Source organism: Janthinobacterium sp. 78, assembly GCF_003096775.1.
Classification (GTDB): domain Bacteria; phylum Pseudomonadota; class Gammaproteobacteria; order Burkholderiales; family Burkholderiaceae_D; genus Janthinobacterium; species Janthinobacterium tructae.
The window spans coordinates 4,036,330-4,053,170 of the sequence record NZ_QENT01000001.1 but is presented as its reverse complement, the minus strand read 5'-3'; the positions used below and the strand labels follow the sequence as shown (position 1 = coordinate 4,053,170).

Below are 16,841 nucleotides of genomic sequence, written 5' to 3'. Positions count from 1 at the left end.
GCGGCGTTTTTCCATTGATGCCCCATCGTGTTCCTTCGCCGCCACAGGCAATCAAATCGCTTGCGTCATCGATGTGTGGGTGCTATCTTTGGAACCGGTTCCAAAATAAAAACATGAACGTCAACAGGTAGTGGAGAACAAGCTTGGATTCAGTACGCGGCAATAAAAAAACCCTCTCCGGCGAGCCGGCACGGCCCGTGACCATCGCCCAGGTGGCGCGCGAGGCGGGCGTGTCGAAGACCAGCGTGTCGCGCTTTCTTGGCGGCGAACTGGACGCTTTGTCCGAGAACATCCGCCAGCAGATCACCAGCACCATCGCGCGCCTCGGCTACCAGCCGAACCAGATGGCGCGCGGCCTCAAGCGCGGACGCACGCGCCTGATCGGCATGGTCGTGGCCGATATGCTGAACCCTTACACGGTGGCCGTGCTGCAAGGCGTGGAAGCGGCCTGCCAGCAGCATGGCTATACCCTGATTTTATGTAACACCGGCAATGACGAACAGCGCGAACGCCAGTCGCTGGCCGCGCTGCGCTCGTACAGCGTGGAAGGGCTGATCGTCAACACGCAGGGACGCAACATCGAGTCGTCCGACTTGCAGCAGGCGGGCATGCCCATCGTGCTCGTCGACCGCCGCATCGAGGGCGCCGATTTCGACCTGGTGGGGCTGGACAATGTGCAGGCGGGCCGCCTGGCAACCCGACACTTGATCGAGCAGGGTTTCGACGCCATCGCCTTCGTCGCGCCGCCCTTGACGGGCGTCAGCTCGCGCCTGATGCGCGCCGAGGGTTTTCAATCAGTGATGGCCGAGCATCCGGGTTGCGTGGGTGAAGTGCTGGCGGTGGACCTGGACGACCGGCCTTCCATCGACGCGCAGGTGCGTCACTGCCTGGCGCAGTGGCGCGGCCGCCGCGTGGCGCTGCTGGCCTCGAACGGCATGGTGGCGCTGGAACTGGCGCTGATGCTGCAGCGCCTCGCATTGCGTATGCCGCAGGATGTGGGCTTGCTGGGCTTTGACGAATTGCCATGGTCGCCGCTGGCGGGCCTGAGCACGATCGAGCAGCAGACCTATGAAATCGGTTTTTCGGCGATGACGTGCATGCTGTCGCGCCTGCAGGGCGAGCAGTGCCCGCCGCGCGAAGTGCTGTTGCCGGGCAAGCTGATTGTGCGCCATTCCACCCAGGTTAAGGAAGTACGCACGGGCGGCGACGCTTGAGGGAGGGGGAAGAGGGCGTTGCCCTTTTTTTTGGGAAAGTTATGGAACCGGTTTCATAGAATGTATTCACACTTGAAAGGGGCGTGGGTAGTCAAGCGTAGTAAAGGTGGAAAACGGCAAGAGACGAAATAAATCGTCCATTTGACAATATTCTCGGAAGTGCCTCGACGAGGCCGGTACCGGGATCACAGGAGACGGAAACATGAAGATGACGACACTGTTTTACACGAAGATCGTGGCTTGCGCGCTGGCCGCCACGTGCGCCCTCGGTGCGGCGGCCGATGCCGGCGCCCAGACGCTGGGCGACCTGATCAAAAAAGGCAAGCTGACCATCGGCGTGGTCAGCGGCACGCCGCCGTTTGGCAGCATCGACGCCAAGGGCGCGCCCGTCGGCTATGACGTCGACGTCGCCAACCTGATCGGCAAATACCTGAACCTGCCCGTGGAAGTGGTGCCCCTGACGGCGCCCTCGCGCGTGCCGTCGCTGGAATCGGGCAAGGTCGACTTCCTCGTGGCGACCCTGGCGCCCACGCCGGAACGGGCCAAGACCCTGATGTTCACCATGCCCTACAGCGCGTTCGAACTGGCGATCGTCGCGCCGGTCGGCGGCAAATTCAAGGCTCTGGCCGATCTGAAAGGCAAGAAGGTGGGCGTGACGCGCGGTACCACGAATGACACGGCGCTGAGCCGCATGGCGCCGGCTGGCACCAGCATTGTGCGTTTCGAGGATGACGCCACCGTCACCCAGGCCTTGCTCAGCAAGCAGGTCGACGCCGTCTCGATTCCCAGCACGATGGCGCTCGACATCATCAAGACACGCGGCGCCGGCAAGATCGAAGTCCGCTTCTCCTACTCGCTGCAACCGAACTCGATGGCGGTGCGCCGCGGCGACTTCGAGCTGCACCAGTGGCTCAACAATTTCATCTACTACGTCAAGCTGAACGGCGAACTCGACGCCATCGCGCGCAAGTGGAGCGGCGCGCCGCTGCCAGCGCTGCCGACTTTCTGATACCGCAAGCCGCACAGGAAAAGTGTTGCTCCGTACGGCGCGCCACCGTGGTGGCGTCGCCGGGGATGCGCACGCAGACAAGGAGTTGAGTATGCCGTATGAATTTCATTTCGAACTCGTCATGCAATCGCTGGACCGCCTGTTGTGGGGCGCGGCGCTGACGATACGCCTGAGCGCCCTGGCGATGGTGCTGGGGCTGGCGGTGGGCGTGTGCGCCGCCATCATCCTGAAGAATGGTCCCGCCTATGCTCGCGTGGCGGTGCGCGCGTATGTCGAGGTGATCCGCAGCACGCCGTTCCTGGTGCAGCTGTTCATCATTTACTTTGGCTTGCCGTCGCTGGGCCTGCAGCTTGACGCGAACGGCGCCGCGCTCGTCGCCATGACGGTCAACATGGGCGCCTATGCGGCGGAAATCGTGCGCGCCGGCATCGGCGCCGTGCATCCGTCGCAACTGGAGGCGGCCCAAGCCTTGGGCATGACGCGCTGGCAGGTGATGCGCCATGTGGTGCTGCTGCCGGCGCTGGAAAAAGTGTATCCGGCGCTGGCCAGCCAGTTCACCTTGATGATGCTCGCCTCGAGCGTCGTGTCGGCCATTTCCGCCGAAGAGCTGACCGCCGCCGCGCACCTGCTCGACTCGGAAACCTTCCGCAGCTTCGAGATCTACATCGTCGTGATGGTGCTGTACATCCTGCTGGCCCTGCTGTTCCGCTTCAGCTTCTGGGTGCTGGGCCAGATCGTCTTCAAACGCCGCCGCCGTCTGGGCGCGGTGCGCATGGGAGCATGACATGATCAGTGACTTTTCCTGGGATAACCTGCAATTTCTGCTCGAGGCCACGCGCTGGACCATCGGCCTGTCGCTGATCGTCTTCATCACGGGCGGCATCGCCGGCTTCACGGTGGCGCTGCTGCGCACGGCGCGCAGCCCGTTCCTGCGTTGCATCAGCGCCCTGTACATCCAGCTGGTCCAGGGCACGCCCGTGCTGATCGTGCTGTTCCTGACCTATTACGGCCTGGCCCTGTTCGGCTACAAGCTGTCGCCAATCATCGCGGCCGGCGCGGCGATGACGATCTTTGCCAGCGCCTACCTGGGCGAGATCTGGCGCGGCTGCATCGAAGGCGTGCAGCGGCAGCAGTGGGAAGCGTCGGCCGCGCTGGCGCTGAACCGCTACCAGCAGCTGCGCTACGTCATCCTGCCGCAGGCGCTGCGCCATTCGCTGCCGCCGACGGTGGGCTTCATGGTGCAGATCATCAAGAACACCTCGATCACCTCGATCATCGGCGTGGTGGAACTGACGCGCGCAGGGCAACTGGTCAGCAATGCGACCTTCCTGCCGTTCATCGTCTTCCCCGTCGTCGCCCTGATCTACTTCGCGCTGTGCTACCCGCTGTCGCGCTACAGCCATTCACTGGAAAGGAAATTCCATGCCCATCGTTGAAATTGACAATATCAGCAAGAGCTTCGGCACCAATCACGTGCTCAAGGGCGTCTCGTTCGCCGTCGAGCGGGGCCAGGTGATCGCCGTGATCGGCCGCAGCGGTTCCGGCAAGAGCACCATGCTGCGCTGTATCAACGGCCTGGAAACCATCGACAGCGGCAGCATCGTCGTGGCCGGCCATACGCTGACGGCGCGCCAGGAGCATCTGCTCGACTTGCGCAAGGATGTCGGCATGGTCTTCCAGAGCTACAACCTGTTTCCCCACCTGACGGTGGAAGAAAACGTCATGCTGGCGCCGCGCATCGTCAAGAAGGTGCCTGACGCGCAGGGCCGCGCCACGGCGCTGCGCGTGCTCAAGCAGGTGGGCCTCGATCACAAGCGCGACGCCTATCCCGAGCAGCTGTCGGGCGGCCAGCAGCAGCGTGTGGCGATCGCCCGTTCGCTGGCGATGGAGCCGCAAGTGATGCTGTTCGACGAAGTGACGTCGGCGCTCGACCCGGAACTGACGCAGGAAGTGCTAAAGGTGATGGAAGAGCTGGCGCAGGCGGGCATGACGATGCTGCTGGTGACGCACGAGATGGAGTTCGCGCGGCGCATGGCCGACGTCACCGTCTTCATGCACCAGGGATTGGTGTGGGAAAGCGGACCGTCGGAAGCCTTTTTCAGCAACCCGCAAACGCCGGAAGCGCGCCAGTTCGTCGGCGCGGGAGCGATCAAATGAGCCCCGTCCTGGTGGCGGCGTCGGCCTACGGCGCAAGCAGGGTCAGGCAACTGGGGCAAAGCCATTTCATCGACGTGGTGGCCGATGCGGGCGGCGCCGGCATCGAGATCCGCCGCGAGCTGTTTACGTCCGACTTGCCCGATCTGGAGCGCATGGGCGCGGCGGTGGCCGCGCGCGGCCTGTACTCCGTGTATTCCACGCCCATCGAATTGTGGGACGCGGACGGCTTGCTGCAGCACGCGCTGCTGCAGCAGATGCTGGACGAGGCGGCGAGGCTCGGCGCGCGCTACCTGAAGGTGTCGCTGGGCCACTACCCGGCCGCACCGGACTTGCCGGCCTTGAAGGCCCGGCTGGCGGCGGCGCCCGTGGCGCTGCTGGTGGAAAACGACCAGACGGCCCATGGCGGCGCGCTGGCGGCCATGGCACGCTTCCTGGCGGCGGCGCGCGACATCGGGCTGCCCGTGGGGCTGACCTTCGACATCGGCAACTGGCGCTGGGTGGGCGAGGATGCGCAGCAGGCGGCGCGCCTGCTGGCGCCGTATGTGCGCTATGTGCACTGCAAGGCCGTCCTGGAGGACGCGGGGCGGCTCTCCGCCTGCGCCGTCTCCGATGCCGATCCCGCCTGGCGCGCCGTCTTCGCGCACTTCGCGCCGGGCGTGCAGCGGGCCATCGAATTTCCGCTCGAAGGCGCTGACCTGGTGGCCGAAACGGGCCGCTACATTCGGATGCTGGAGGCCGCATGAGGGAACAAGAACTGCGCCAAAAGGAAATTCAAGGGGCGCATGCGCTCGACGTCGTCACCTACGGCGAAGCGATGGCGATGTTCGTTGCCGAGGAAACGGGGGACCTGGCGGCCGTGGCGCACTTTACGCGCCGCCTGGCCGGCGCCGAGACGAATGTCGCCATCGGCCTGGCGCGCCTGGGTTTGAAAGTCGGCTGGCTGAGCCGGGTGGGCGACGACTCGTTCGGCCGCTTCATCCGCGCCAGCGTGCAGGCCGAGGGTGTCGATTGCAGCCGGGTCGTCACCGTCGCCGGCCAGACCAGCGCCTTTCAGCTCAAGGCCCGGGCTGAACATGGCGCCGACCCGCTGGTCGAATACTTCCGCAAGGGTTCCGCCGCCAGCCGCCTGGCGCCCGAGCACTTCGACCCTGCCTATTTCCTGTCCGCGCGCCATCTGCACGCCACGGGTGTGGCGGCGGCGCTGTCCGAGACCAGCCTGGCGTTCGCCGGCCAGGCGCTCGACTTCATGCGCGAGCATGGCCGCACGGTGTCGTTCGACCCGAACCTGCGGCCCACGCTGTGGCCCTCGCAAGCCGTCATGGTCGAGCAGATCAACCGGCTCGCCGCCAAGGCGGACTGGGTGCTGCCCGGCCTGGGCGAAGGAAAAATCCTCACCGGCCACGAGCTGCCGCACGACATCGCCGGCCATTATTTGCAACAGGGCGCGCGCCTGGTGGTCATCAAGCTGGGCGCCGACGGTGCGTATTACCGCACGGCCGATGGCGACAGCGGCGTGGTGCCGGGCGAGCGCGTGGCCAATGTGGTCGACACGGTGGGTGCCGGCGACGGCTTCGCGGCCGGCCTGGTGAGCGCCTTGCTGGAAGGCTTGCCGCTGGCGCAGGCGGTAGGGCGCGCCAACCGGGTCGGCGCCTTCGCCATCCAGGTGGCCGGCGACATGGAAGGCTTGCCGACCCGCGCCCAGCTCGACGCGCTGGTCCAATCTTGAATCGAACAGAGGAAAAACTCGTGAAAAAACATGTGGTTGTCTATAAAAAACTGGCCGAGCCGCTGCTGGCGCGCCTGCGCGCCGAATGCGAGGTGACGTACTTCGAGTCTATCGATGCGGGCAACCGCGCCGCGTTCGCCGACGCCATCCGCGGCGCGCACGGCTTGCTGGGCGCCAGCGTGCGCCTGGACCGCGAATTGCTGGACCCGGCCGTTGACCTGCGCATCATTTCCACCATATCGGTGGGCGTCGACCAGTTCGACGTCGATTACCTGCGCGAACGGGGCATCCTGCTGGCCAATACACCCGACGTGCTGACGGAAACGACGGCCGACACGATCTTCGCGCTGATCCTGGCCAGCGCGCGGAGGGTCGTCGAACTGGCCGAATTCGTCAAGGCGGGGCGCTGGACGCGCAGCGTGGGCGAAAGCCAGTACGGCGTCAACGTGCACGGCAAAACCATCGGCATGCTGGGCATGGGCCGCATCGGCCGCGCCGTCGCCCGCCGCGCCGCGCTGGGCTTCGGCATGCAGGTGCTGTACGTGAATGGCGAAGCGGTGCCCGAGGTGGACGCGGCGCTGGGCGCGCGCCAGGTGGCGCTCGATCACTTGCTGGCCAAGTCGGATTTCGTCTGCGTGGTGCTGCCGCTGACGGCGCAGACGGAACGCATGATGGGCCGGCGCGAATTCGCGCTGATGCGCCCCGGCGCCATCTTCATCAACGGTTCGCGCGGGCGCATCGTCGACGAGGCGGCGCTGATCGAGGCGCTGCAGCAGGGCACCATCCACGGCGCCGGTCTCGACGTGTTCGAGCGCGAACCGCTGGCGCCGGACAATCCGCTGCCGCGCATGGCCAATGTAGTGGCGTTGCCGCACATCGGCTCGGCCACGCATGAAACGCGCTACGCCATGGCGCAGCAAGCGGTGGACAACCTGCTGGCCAGCCTGCGCGGCGAGCGTCCGCGCCACCTGGTCAGCTAAGAACAGTATCAACAGACAGGAACAGAGATGAAGAACAAGGTAGCAAGAGCAATCATCATCGGCGCCGGCGCCTGCAGCGGCCTGTGCTCGGCGCAGTCGAACGTGGCCATGTACGGCATCATGGACATGGGCGTGGTGTCCGAGAACGGTGGCCTTGGGGGCAGGGTGCTCAAGGTGACGAGCGGCATCGCCAACGGCTCGCGGCTCGGTTTCAAGGGCAGCGAAGATCTGGGCGGGGGCATGACGGCGATCTTTACGATGGATGCGGGCATCCTGGCCGACACGGGCGCTTCGGCCCAGGGCGGCCTGCTGTTCGGGCGCCAGGCTTTCGTCGGCCTCGCCGGCGCGGCGGGCACCTTGCGCCTGGGCCGCCAGTACACGTTTATCGACAGCAGCCTGGGTGCGCTGGACCCGTTTTACCTGGGTTTTGCGGGCAGGATGAGCAATGTCTTCACGGCCGGCTACATCAGCCGGGTCGACAATAGCATCACCTACAGCTCGCCCGTGCGCGGCGGCCTTTCCGGCGAACTGGCATACGGCTTCGGCGAAGTGCCCGGCGACGCGGCGGCCAAGCGCTACATGGGCGCGGCGGCCACCTATGCCAGCGGGCCGCTGTATGTGCGCATGGCGCACCAGGACGCCAACACCCTATCAAGCGCGCTGGTGGCGGGGACGGCGCGCAACACGGTGCTGGGCGCCACCTGGGACTTCGGCGTGGTCAAGGCGCATGGCGCCGTCGCCGTCAGCAAGAGCACGGCGGGCGCCGCCACCACGGTCGACAGCGCGGACCTGATGCTGGGCGCCACCGTGCCGGTGGGCCCGCACCGCGTCTTGTTCTCGTACGTGCGGCGCGACGACCGGCGCGCCGCCAACGGCGACGCTGCGCAGATCGGCATCGGCTACACCTATGCGCTATCGAAGCGCAGCACCTTGTATGCGGCTTACGCGCACATCGACAACCGCAACGGCGCCGCCTACCTGGTGGGCAACGCCACCGACAACGGCAGCGGCAACCAGGCCTGGAACGTGGGCCTGCGCCACACTTTTTAAATGGAGAATCGAATGAAGAAAACCGGATGGATTTTGATCGGCGCCAGCACCGTGGCGCGCGAATGGATGGTCGACGCGATTCGCCAGCAGGGCGACGCGGAAGTGCTGGCCGTGGTCAGCCGGGACGCCGCGCGCGGCGCCGCCTTTGCCGAGCAGTTCGGCATAGCCGCCAGCTATACCGACCTCGATGCGGCGCTGGCCCATCCGGGCGCGGATGCCGTGTACATCAGCACCACCAACGAGTTGCACATGGCGCAGACCTTGCAGGCGGCGCGCGCGGGCAAGCACGTGCTGTGCGAGAAGCCGCTGGCGCTGAACCTGGACGACGCCCGCAGCATGGTCGACGGCTGCGCCGAAGCGGGCGTGGTGCTGGGGATTAACCACCACCTGCGCAACGCCGCCACGCACGGCAAGGTGCGCGAGCTGATACGCGCGGGCGAGATCGGCCAGCCCCTGTATTGCCGCGTGCTGCACGCGAACAACCTGCCGCAGCACCTGCGCGGCTGGCGCCTGGATGCGCCGGAGTCGGGCGGCGTCACGCTCGACATGTTCGTGCACGATGTCGACACCCTGCGCTTCCTGCTCGATGCGGAACCGCGCCACGTCACCGCCTGCGCCACCAGCGGCGGCATGACGGTGGCCGGGCTGGAAGAGGGCCTGATGGCCGTCATCGAGTTCGACAACGGCACCCTGGTGCAGGTGCACGACGCATACAACGCGCCGCATTCGCTGTCCGGCGTGGAAATCATCGGCAGCAAAGGCACCATCTTCGCCACCGGCGTCATGACGCAGCGCCCCGTTGGCAGCATCTGCCTGATGCGCGACGGCGGCAGCATCGACATCCCCGTCGAGCATGAAAACCTGTACGTGCGTTCGGTGCGCGCCTTCCAGCGCGCCATGCGCGGCGAAGGGCAGCCGGCCGCCACGGGCGACGACGGCATGCGCGCGCTGGCCACGGCATTGGCGGCGCAGCAGGCCAGCCGCAGCCACCAGCGCGTGACCCTGGCCGATTGACGGCCTGCGGCAGACGTAAAAAAGCCGCCTGATCGCAAAATCAGGCGGCTTTTTTTGCCTTGAAGCATCGAACGCCTGAAAAATCGTAGCGAGCGGATGGGAGTTGCGGCTAAGAAGCGCAACTGTGCTGGGCACGGGGCCGCCGAGGCAGTGAGCATCGCAGGCCGCAAATCGCGACGCGCAGTAGATTTTTCAGGTGTTCATTAGTCTTCGCGGCGGAGGTGCGGGAACAGCAAGACGTCGCGGATGTTCGGCGAATCCGTGATGATCATCATCAGGCGGTCGATGCCGATGCCACAGCCGCCGGCTGGCGGCATGCCGTATTCCAGCGCGCGGATGTAGTCGGCGTCGTAGAACATCGCCTCTTCATCGCCGGCGTCCTTGGCAGCGACTTGCGCCAGGAAGCGGGCCGACTGGTCTTCTGCGTCGTTCAACTCGGAGAAGCCGTTGGCGATCTCGCGGCCCACCATGAACAATTCAAAGCGTTCGGTGATGCCGGCCACCGTGTCGGAAGCGCGCGCCAGTGGCGACACTTCAACAGGGTAGTCGATGATATAGGTCGGTTCCCACAGCTGCGCTTCTGCCGTTTCTTCGAACAGCGCCAGTTGCAGCGCGCCCAGGCCGGCCGTGGCGAACGGCTTGACGCCGAATTTCTTCAGCTCTTCCTTGATGAATTCGGCATCGTTCAACTGCTCGGCGGTGTAGCCCGGCGCGTACTTGTTGATCGCTTCGACGATGGTCAGGCGGTGGAACGGCTTGGCCAGATCGAGTTCGCGGCCGCCATAGGTCAGGGTGGCGGTGCCGTGCGCGTCGATGGCGGCCTGGCGGATGACGGCTTCGGTGAAATCCATCAGCCATTTGTAGTCGGTGTAGGCCGCGTAGAATTCCATCATCGTAAATTCCGGGTTGTGACGGATCGACACGCCTTCGTTGCGGAAGTTGCGGTTGATCTCGAACACGCGGTCAAAGCCGCCCACGACCAGGCGCTTCAGGTACAGCTCGGGCGCGATACGCAGGAACATTTGCATGTCGAGCGCATTGTGGTGCGTGATGAACGGTTTTGCCGCGGCGCCGCCAGGGATCGTGTGCAGCATCGGCGTTTCCACTTCCATGAACTCGTTCTTTTCCATGAAGCGGCGGATCGACGAGATGGCGGCGGTACGCGCCTTGAAGGTGCGGCGCGTCTCTTCGTTCATGATCAGGTCGACGTAGCGCTGGCGGTACTTGGTTTCCTGATCGGCCAGGCCGTGGAATTTGTCCGGCAGCGGGCGCAGCGACTTGGTGATCAAACGCAGTTGCGTGACCTTGATGGTCAGTTCGTCCGTCTTGGTCTTGAACAGCGTGCCCGTCACGCCCAGGATATCGCCCAGGTCATAGTGGTGCAGGGCAGCCATGGCCGCTTCGCCGGTGAGGTCCAGGGTGGCGTAGATCTGGATGCGGCCGTCGGCTTTCGGGCCGGAAGCGTCTTGCAGGGTGGCGAAAGCGGCTTTCTTGCCCGCTTCGCGCTTGAGCATCATGCGGCCGGCCAGCACCACGGTGACAGGTTCGGCTTCCAGCTCTTCGCGCGTCTTGCTGCCGTATTGCGCGTGCAGATCGGCCGCCTTGTGCTCGGGGCGGAAATCGTTCGGGAAGGCGATGCCTTGTTCGCGCAGTGCGGCCAGCTTGACGCGGCGCTCGGCGATGATCTTGTTTTCATCGGGGGCGGCGGCTTGTTCTTGGATATCCGTAGTCATGGTGTTCTTCGTTGGTGATTATTGATGATGTGGTGCCAGCGCTGGCGCCACGCTGGCAAACAGTGCGTCGACGTCGAGTGCGGAGAAATCCGGCACGATGGCAATCACGTTGTCGAAGGCGGCAAACGCTTCGGCCGGCAGGGTGGTGGTGAGTACCACGACGCGCATGCCGGCACGGCGCGCCGCTTCCACGCCCAGGGGCGCGTCTTCAAAGACGATGCAATTGTGCGGCAGCGCGCTGGCCAGCAGCGCGCCTTTCAGGAAAACGTCCGGGTGCGGCTTGCCCCGTTCCACGTCGGCGGCGCCGACGATGGCGTCGAAGCGGTGCCGCAGGTCCAGGCCGTCGAGCGTGAACGCGATGTTCTCGTCCGGCGCGGCCGTGCCCACCACCAGCCCGACGCCAGCCTGGCGCGCGCTGGTGATCAGCTGATCGAACCCGGCGACTGTAGCCAGGTGTGGTCCATACAGTTCGCGGTAGACGACTTCCTTTTCAGCCAGCAGGGTGACGTGGTCGGCATCGGCGCCCAGGTATTGGGCGATGATTTCGTGTCCCTGCCGTCCTGCCGTGTCGCGGAAAAAGGCGTCCGCGTCCAGCGCATGGCCGTGGCGCTCAAAGAACGCCAGCCACGATGTCGTGTGGAAGGCCATGTTGTCGACGATCGTGCCATCCATGTCGAACAGGAAGGCGCGCTGCGCCAGCGCCGGAGCGGATGCGTTCATCCTTATACGCCTTGTTTCAGCGAGGCGGAAATGAACTCGTCGATGTCGCCATCGAGCACGCCCTTGGTATTGCCTGTCTCGAAACCGGTGCGCAAGTCCTTGATGCGGGACTGGTCCAGCACGTAGGAGCGGATCTGGTGACCCCAGCCCACGTCCGTTTTCGAGTCTTCCAGCTTTTGCTGCTCGCTCATGCGCTTGCGCAGTTCATGCTCGTACAGTTTGGCTTTCAGCATTTCCATCGCTTCGGCGCGGTTGCGGTGCTGCGAACGGTCGTTCTGGCACTGCACCACGATGCCGGTCGGCGCATGGGTCATGCGGACGGCGGAGTCGGTCTTGTTGATGTGCTGACCACCGGCGCCCGACGCGCGGTAGGTATCGACGCGGATATCGGCCGGGTTGACGTCGATCTCGATCGAATCGTCGACTTCGGGATACACGAACAGCGACGTAAACGAGGTGTGGCGGCCGTTGGCCGAGTCGAATGGCGACTTGCGCACCAGGCGGTGCACGCCCGTTTCCGTGCGCAGGAAGCCGTAGGCGTGATCGCCCTCGACCTTCAGGGTGGCCGTCTTGATGCCGGCGACCTCGCCGTCGGACTGCTCGAGGATTTCGACTTTAAAACCCTTGCGTTCGCAATAGCGCAGGTACTGGCGCAGCAGCATCGAAGCCCAGTCCTGGGCTTCCGTACCGCCGGCACCGGCCTGGATGTCGATGAAGCAGTTGTTCGGGTCCATCGGATTGTTGAACATCCGGCGAAATTCCATGCTTTCGATGACCTTGCGGATTTCCTGCACGTCCTGCTCGATCGCTTCGAGCGTCTCGTCGTCGCCTTCTTCGCGCGCCATGTCGAACAGGTCGCGGGTGTCGCGCAGGTCGGCATCGGCACGGGTTAGCGTGAAGACGATCGCTTCCAGCGCCTTCTTCTCTTTACCGAGGTCCTGGGCGCGCTTCGGATCGTTCCAGACGGTCGGATCTTCCAGCTCTTCGTTGACTTGCTCTAGTTTCTCCGACTTGACAGCGAAGTCAAAGATACCTCCGAAGTTCGGCTTCACGGACCGTCAGGTCGTTCAGCAGGGCGGAGATGATATTGATGCGTTCGGCTTCCATAATGTTCTGGTCTTCTATGGTGAAATCAAACCTTGAATTATACGCGAGCGCGGCCGGTTTCCGCTGCCGCTGCGGCGCAATTGCGGTTGCACAAGGCAATAAAAACGTCATTTTGCTGTATTTGCGACAATATTTTTGCCTTGAAGATGGCTGGCGTGCTGCGTATGATGCTGGCGATATTGTCTTTCCACAGGAACATCTCATGTGCCACCCCCTGCGCCAACTTCCCCGTCTTGCCCTGTTACCGCTGCTGCTGGCCGGCTGCGGCGCCTTGCCGCCCGCCGCCCACGAACCGGTTCGGGCGATGGCCGCCATGCCAGCGGGCAGCAGCGCCACGCTGGCCCTGCTGGAGACGACGGACTTGCACGCGAATGTGCTTAGTTATGATTACTACAAGCTGCAGGCGGAACCGTCGATCGGCCTGGAACGCACGGCGGCGCTGATCGCCCAGGCGCGCGCGCAATTTCCGAACAACCTGTTGCTCGACAATGGCGACACCATCCAGGGCACGGCCCTGGCCGACTACCAGGCATTGGTAAAACCGCTGGCCTGCGACCAGACCCTGGCCATCTACAAGGCCATGAATCTGCTGAAAGTGGACGGCGGCGGCATCGGCAACCACGAATTCAACTACGGCCTGGCCTTTTTGAGCCAGGTGACGGGCAACCAGTTTGATGTCGACAGCGTCGACGCCGGCAAACCGCGCTGCGCCGGCCCCGCGTTCCCGCAAGTGCTGGCCAACGTCTACAGCGTCAGGACGGGCCAGCCCCTGTTTGCGCCATATCACATCATCGACAAGCAGATCACGGCGGCCGGCCCCGATGGCAAACCGGTGACCAGCAGCGTGAAGGTGGGCATCATCAGCTTTGCGCCGCCCACCATCATGGCCTGGGACAAGCGCTGGCTGGAAGGGCGCGTCTACACGCAGGGCGTGCGCGAGACGGCGGAAAAATTCATCCCCGAGATGCGCGCCCGGGGCGCCGAGCTGGTGGTGGCCATTTCGCACGGCGGCCTCGATGACAGCCCATATTCGCCCAGCATGGAAAACGGCAATTACTACCTGTCGCAAGTGCCGGGCGTGGACGCCATGCTGATCGGCCACTCGCACCAGCTGTTCCCGAACGCGGCCAGCACGGTGCCGCAGTTTAATCTGCCCGGCGTCGACAAGGCCCGTGGCCTGGTCAACGGCGTGCCTACCGTGATGGCCAATTTGTGGGGCAAGCACCTGGGCGTGATCGGTTTGCGCCTGCGCCACGACGGCAAGCAGTGGGTCGTCGACAAGAGCGCCACCACGGTGGAAGTGCGCGGCATCCAGAACGCGGACAAGAGTTACGTGCAGCCCGATCCTGCCATCGCCAGGCTGGTGGCGGAAGAACACGCGGCCACCATCGCTTATGTGCAGACACCGGTCGGCGCCACCGACTTCCGCATGTCGACGTATTTCGCCGATGTGGGCGATGTCAGCGCCATCGAGGTGGTGAACCAGGCGCAAGCGGGCTACCTGGCCGCGTATGTCAAGGCGAATTTGCCGCAGTACGCGCACTTGCCCGTGCTGTCGATGTCGTCGCCGTTCAAGAGCGGCTCGGCCGGCGTGTCCGACTACACGGATGTCAAGGCGGGCAATGTGGCGCTGAACAACGCGGCCGACCTGTATTTATATCCGAACGCGCTGTACGGCGTGAAGATGAATGGCGCGGAACTGAAAGCCTGGCTGGAACAGTCGGCGCGGCGCTTCAATACCATCGATCCACACAAGGCCGAGCCACAGGAACTGGTCAACACGGCCCACCCGAGCTACAACTTCGATACGCTCACCAGCGCCGACGTGCGCTACCAGATCGACGTCACGCAGCCGCCGGGCCAGCGCATCAAGGGGCTCACTTACCAGGGCAAGCCGCTGGACGCCAGCCAGGAATTTTTGATCGCGACGAATAACTACCGCGCCAGCGGCGGCGGCAATTTCCCTGGCCTCGATGGCAGCAAGACGGTGGTGGCCTCGCCCGACAATAACCGCGAACTCCTGATCGCTTACGTGACCAAGGAAAAAAACCTGACGCGCGCGAAAAACGGTTCGGCGCGCAGCTGGCGCTTCGCCAGGGTGGCCACGAAAGGCCCGGTGGTGTTCCACTCGGCGCCGCACATGATCGCGCTGGCGCAAGCGGCCGGCATCGGCAATGTGACGCAGCTCAAGCCTGATGATGGCGCGGGCAAGGGTTTTGCGCTGTACCAGCTCGATTTGTCGAAATGATGCTGGCAAACTTGCTGCTTGCCGCTGCCCTGGCGTCGCCCGTGGTGGCCGCGCCTGATGTCACCGCCCGGGCCAAGGTGCTGATGCGCGCGGGAGAAGCATCCCAGCCCCAGGCGCGCGCCCTGTTCGAACAGGCTGCGGGGCAGGGCAGCGGTCCCGCAGCGTACTACCTGGGCCTGATGCTGAAAAACGGCATGGGCGGGCCAAAGGACAGCGTCGCCGCGCTGCGGCAGCTGGAGCTGGCCGCGCAGCGGGGCGTGGCGCCGGCCATGTTCATCGTGGCGAACCTGCTGCTGGCCGGGGACGAGGCCAAGGCGCGCTACTGGCTCGACGCGGCCTGCGACCTCGGCTACCCGGAAGCGCTGCAGCAGAAATCCGTGGCCCTGGCCGAAGGGCAGATGGGCTACGCGCACAACGAGGCGCAGGGCCACCTGTACCTGATGATGGCCACGCATGCGATGGGGCACCGCCCGCCGGAACCCTGAGCTACGCCGGCTCTTCTTTTTTCAGCTTGGTCCGCAGGCTGGCCGCCGCTTCGCCGATGGCGAACGGGTCGCGCGACAGGATGGCCGCGCCCAGGTCGACCAGCCTGGCCGCCGAGGCGATGGCGGCCTTGACGTCGGCGATGCGCTTGAGTTGCAGTTTTCCCTTCGCGATGGCGCCCTCGATATCGCCGCGCGCCTGCTCGGCGCCTTCGGCCGTCAGGTAAATGCCATACGCGCGGAACAGGGCCACCATCTGGTCCAGGTGGTTTTCATATTGCTCCAGCAGCGCGCGCTCGTCCGGCGCCAGCGCCTCGCGTTCGCGGATGCGCAATTCCAGCACCAGGCTTGACGCCTGCGCCAGGCTGTCGGCGATGGCGTAGCTTTGGTCTTTTGTCAGTTCGGTCAGTGGGGCCATGGGAGTCTCCGGTGTGCCTGCCATTTACCAGCGGGTCGGGGCATAGAACGCCGCTTGCCGCTGCAGCGTGGCGACGTCGCGTGAAAACTGCGCCAGTTGCCGCTCCAGTTCGGGCGCCTGCAGGCGATCGAGATTGGCTCGCAGCGCGGCCACGCTGGCTTGCAGCGCGTCGACGGCGGCGACATACGCGGCGACGATCTTTTCCCTTTCCTGCAATTGCCGCCCTTCCAGGTGCAATCGCGTGCGGATGTAGTTGGCGGCCAGCGGTTCGCGCGGCGCGGCCTTGTCGACGGCGCCGCGCAGCAGGTCGAGTTCGCGCAATTCATCCTGCAAGCCGGCGCGGTAGCTGCGCTGGGCATACTCCTTGAGCGCATTGCTGACGATATCGACGGCTTCCTGCTCGTCGAGCAATTCGCGCAAGGCTGATTTCTGTGCGCGCTGGGTGACCAGGCGGCTCAGGTGTTCGCTCAATTTGACGACCTTGGACAGCTTGCCCGCATCGAGCATGGGCGCGCCGGCGCCCGGCTGTGCCAGGCCGCCCAGCGCAGCGCCGAGTCCGCCAAACTCTTCCTGGTAGACGGGCAGCTTGTCATCGGCCAGCGCCGCCAGGGTCTGCGCATAGCGCAGCAGGAGGTCATTCAGGCTGGCGATCGACACGCTGGCCTGCGCGATCGCGGCGCAATCGGCGCGCGCCGCCTGTTCACTCGCTTGCGCATCGAAACGCTCGGCCAGAATCAAGCGCTTGCGCATGGCCTTGTCCATGCAGCTGTGGACGCCGCCCGCCAGCATGGGTTCGAAGTGCTGCGACATCTTTTGCGTCTGCTCGGCAAAGGTGCGCACGGGCGCCAGCTTGCTGGCGCAGCCGGCCAGCAGCAGGCTGGCGGTGGCGCAAAGAAGCAGGGTGGAAATGGACGAGTTCTGCGGGCGCTGCATAGGGCCTCCATGCGGTAGCAGTGGCTGATTGGACCGGCGCGCATGCGCTG

General features: G+C 64.9%; 18 protein-coding genes. 12 read left to right on the top strand and 6 right to left on the bottom strand.

Annotation, left to right across the window (positions count from 1 at the left end; all coding sequences use genetic code 11):
- The first annotated feature begins 143 nt into the window (after positions 1-143).
- The 10 genes from C8C92_RS17800 (at position 144) to C8C92_RS17755 (ending at position 9,150) form a co-directional block, all read left to right on the top strand.
- Complete coding sequence (locus C8C92_RS17800) at positions 144-1,214, top strand: LacI family DNA-binding transcriptional regulator (protein ID WP_116744801.1); 1,071 nt, start codon at positions 144-146, stop codon at positions 1,212-1,214.
- Between the two features lie 202 nt (positions 1,215-1,416).
- The gene (locus tag C8C92_RS17795; RefSeq protein WP_116744800.1) at positions 1,417-2,223 is read left to right on the top strand and encodes a transporter substrate-binding domain-containing protein; all 807 of its coding nucleotides are present in this window, start codon (positions 1,417-1,419) and stop codon (positions 2,221-2,223) included.
- A 91-nt stretch (positions 2,224-2,314) separates the two neighbouring features.
- The gene (locus C8C92_RS17790) at positions 2,315-3,007 is read left to right on the top strand and encodes an amino acid ABC transporter permease (protein WP_116744799.1); all 693 of its coding nucleotides are present in this window, start codon (positions 2,315-2,317) and stop codon (positions 3,005-3,007) included.
- A 1-nt stretch (position 3,008) separates the two neighbouring features.
- Positions 3,009-3,659: an amino acid ABC transporter permease gene (locus C8C92_RS17785; RefSeq protein ID WP_116744798.1), complete on the top strand. Its 651-nt coding sequence runs from the start codon at positions 3,009-3,011 to the stop codon at positions 3,657-3,659.
- The gene (locus tag C8C92_RS17780) at positions 3,646-4,380 is read left to right on the top strand and encodes an amino acid ABC transporter ATP-binding protein (RefSeq protein ID WP_099763432.1); all 735 of its coding nucleotides are present in this window, start codon (positions 3,646-3,648) and stop codon (positions 4,378-4,380) included. Before C8C92_RS17785 ends, C8C92_RS17780 begins: the two co-directional genes overlap by 14 nt.
- Complete coding sequence (locus C8C92_RS17775; protein WP_116744797.1) at positions 4,377-5,123, top strand: TIM barrel protein; 747 nt, start codon at positions 4,377-4,379, stop codon at positions 5,121-5,123. Before C8C92_RS17780 ends, C8C92_RS17775 begins: the two co-directional genes overlap by 4 nt.
- Positions 5,120-6,106: a sugar kinase gene (locus C8C92_RS17770; RefSeq protein ID WP_116744796.1), complete on the top strand. Its 987-nt coding sequence runs from the start codon at positions 5,120-5,122 to the stop codon at positions 6,104-6,106. Before C8C92_RS17775 ends, C8C92_RS17770 begins: the two co-directional genes overlap by 4 nt.
- A gap of 20 nt (positions 6,107-6,126) precedes the next feature.
- Complete coding sequence (locus C8C92_RS17765) at positions 6,127-7,086, top strand: D-glycerate dehydrogenase (RefSeq protein ID WP_116744795.1); 960 nt, start codon at positions 6,127-6,129, stop codon at positions 7,084-7,086.
- Between the two features lie 27 nt (positions 7,087-7,113).
- Entirely contained in the window at positions 7,114-8,136 is a 1,023-nt protein-coding gene (locus C8C92_RS17760; RefSeq protein ID WP_116744794.1) for a porin, read from the top strand.
- 12 nt (positions 8,137-8,148) lie between these two features.
- Positions 8,149-9,150 (top strand): Gfo/Idh/MocA family oxidoreductase, encoded by a 1,002-nt coding sequence (locus C8C92_RS17755; protein WP_116744793.1) that lies wholly within the window; start codon positions 8,149-8,151, stop codon positions 9,148-9,150.
- A gap of 203 nt (positions 9,151-9,353) precedes the next feature.
- Here C8C92_RS17755 and lysS read toward each other — a convergent pair whose 3' ends face one another.
- From lysS to C8C92_RS27540, 4 genes are all read right to left on the bottom strand, one after another.
- The gene (lysS, locus tag C8C92_RS17750) at positions 9,354-10,883 is read right to left on the bottom strand and encodes a lysine--tRNA ligase (protein WP_116744792.1); all 1,530 of its coding nucleotides are present in this window, start codon (positions 10,881-10,883) and stop codon (positions 9,354-9,356) included.
- Between the two features lie 18 nt (positions 10,884-10,901).
- Positions 10,902-11,603 (bottom strand): HAD family phosphatase, encoded by a 702-nt coding sequence (locus C8C92_RS17745; protein ID WP_116744791.1) that lies wholly within the window; start codon positions 11,601-11,603, stop codon positions 10,902-10,904.
- 2 nt (positions 11,604-11,605) lie between these two features.
- Positions 11,606-12,710, bottom strand: a protein-coding gene (gene prfB, locus C8C92_RS17740) for a peptide chain release factor 2 (protein WP_116744790.1) whose coding sequence is annotated in 2 segments (ribosomal slippage) — positions 11,606-12,628 and positions 12,630-12,710 — 1,104 coding nt in all. Because the reading frame shifts where the segments join, the coding sequence is not laid out codon by codon here.
- Entirely contained in the window at positions 12,627-12,821 is a 195-nt protein-coding gene (locus tag C8C92_RS27540; RefSeq protein WP_165829219.1) for a peptide chain release factor 2, read from the bottom strand. Before C8C92_RS27540 ends, prfB begins: the two co-directional genes overlap by 84 nt.
- A gap of 193 nt (positions 12,822-13,014) precedes the next feature.
- Here C8C92_RS27540 and C8C92_RS17735 point away from each other — a divergent pair, with 193 nt between their 5' ends.
- Positions 13,015-14,958, top strand: coding sequence for a bifunctional 2',3'-cyclic-nucleotide 2'-phosphodiesterase/3'-nucleotidase (locus tag C8C92_RS17735; RefSeq protein WP_243420417.1), 1,944 nt, complete (start codon positions 13,015-13,017; stop codon positions 14,956-14,958).
- Positions 14,955-15,443, top strand: coding sequence for a sel1 repeat family protein (locus tag C8C92_RS17730; protein ID WP_099763441.1), 489 nt, complete (start codon positions 14,955-14,957; stop codon positions 15,441-15,443). The genes C8C92_RS17735 and C8C92_RS17730 overlap by 4 nt, the downstream gene beginning before the upstream one ends.
- A gap of 1 nt (position 15,444) precedes the next feature.
- Here the strand turns inward: C8C92_RS17730 and C8C92_RS17725 are convergent, their stop codons facing one another.
- Positions 15,445-15,858, bottom strand: a complete 414-nt coding sequence (locus C8C92_RS17725) for a hypothetical protein (protein WP_116744788.1) — start codon at positions 15,856-15,858, stop codon at positions 15,445-15,447.
- A gap of 24 nt (positions 15,859-15,882) precedes the next feature.
- Positions 15,883-16,791: a hypothetical protein gene (locus C8C92_RS17720; protein ID WP_116744787.1), complete on the bottom strand. Its 909-nt coding sequence runs from the start codon at positions 16,789-16,791 to the stop codon at positions 15,883-15,885.
- Positions 16,792-16,841: the final 50 nt, after the last annotated feature.

Bases quoted from the DNA above. Each gene is read 5' to 3' on its own strand.
- C8C92_RS17730 (WP_099763441.1), top strand. From the start codon at position 14,955: ATGATGCTGGCAAACTTGCTGCTTGCCGCTGCCCTGGCGTCGCCCGTG.
- lysS (WP_116744792.1), bottom strand. From the start codon at position 10,883: ATGACTACGGATATCCAAGAACAAGCCGCCGCCCCCGATGAAAACAAG.
- C8C92_RS17790 (WP_116744799.1), top strand. From the start codon at position 2,315: ATGCCGTATGAATTTCATTTCGAACTCGTCATGCAATCGCTGGACCGC.
- C8C92_RS27540 (WP_165829219.1), bottom strand. From the start codon at position 12,821: ATGACGTTTTTATTGCCTTGTGCAACCGCAATTGCGCCGCAGCGGCAG.
- C8C92_RS17785 (WP_116744798.1), top strand. From the start codon at position 3,009: ATGATCAGTGACTTTTCCTGGGATAACCTGCAATTTCTGCTCGAGGCC.
- C8C92_RS17755 (WP_116744793.1), top strand. From the start codon at position 8,149: ATGAAGAAAACCGGATGGATTTTGATCGGCGCCAGCACCGTGGCGCGC.
- C8C92_RS17775 (WP_116744797.1), top strand. From the start codon at position 4,377: ATGAGCCCCGTCCTGGTGGCGGCGTCGGCCTACGGCGCAAGCAGGGTC.
- C8C92_RS17745 (WP_116744791.1), bottom strand. From the start codon at position 11,603: ATGAACGCATCCGCTCCGGCGCTGGCGCAGCGCGCCTTCCTGTTCGAC.
- C8C92_RS17760 (WP_116744794.1), top strand. From the start codon at position 7,114: ATGAAGAACAAGGTAGCAAGAGCAATCATCATCGGCGCCGGCGCCTGC.
- C8C92_RS17770 (WP_116744796.1), top strand. From the start codon at position 5,120: ATGAGGGAACAAGAACTGCGCCAAAAGGAAATTCAAGGGGCGCATGCG.
- C8C92_RS17780 (WP_099763432.1), top strand. From the start codon at position 3,646: ATGCCCATCGTTGAAATTGACAATATCAGCAAGAGCTTCGGCACCAAT.
- C8C92_RS17795 (WP_116744800.1), top strand. From the start codon at position 1,417: ATGAAGATGACGACACTGTTTTACACGAAGATCGTGGCTTGCGCGCTG.
- C8C92_RS17735 (WP_243420417.1), top strand. From the start codon at position 13,015: ATGGCCGCCATGCCAGCGGGCAGCAGCGCCACGCTGGCCCTGCTGGAG.
- C8C92_RS17720 (WP_116744787.1), bottom strand. From the start codon at position 16,791: ATGCAGCGCCCGCAGAACTCGTCCATTTCCACCCTGCTTCTTTGCGCC.
- C8C92_RS17725 (WP_116744788.1), bottom strand. From the start codon at position 15,858: ATGGCCCCACTGACCGAACTGACAAAAGACCAAAGCTACGCCATCGCC.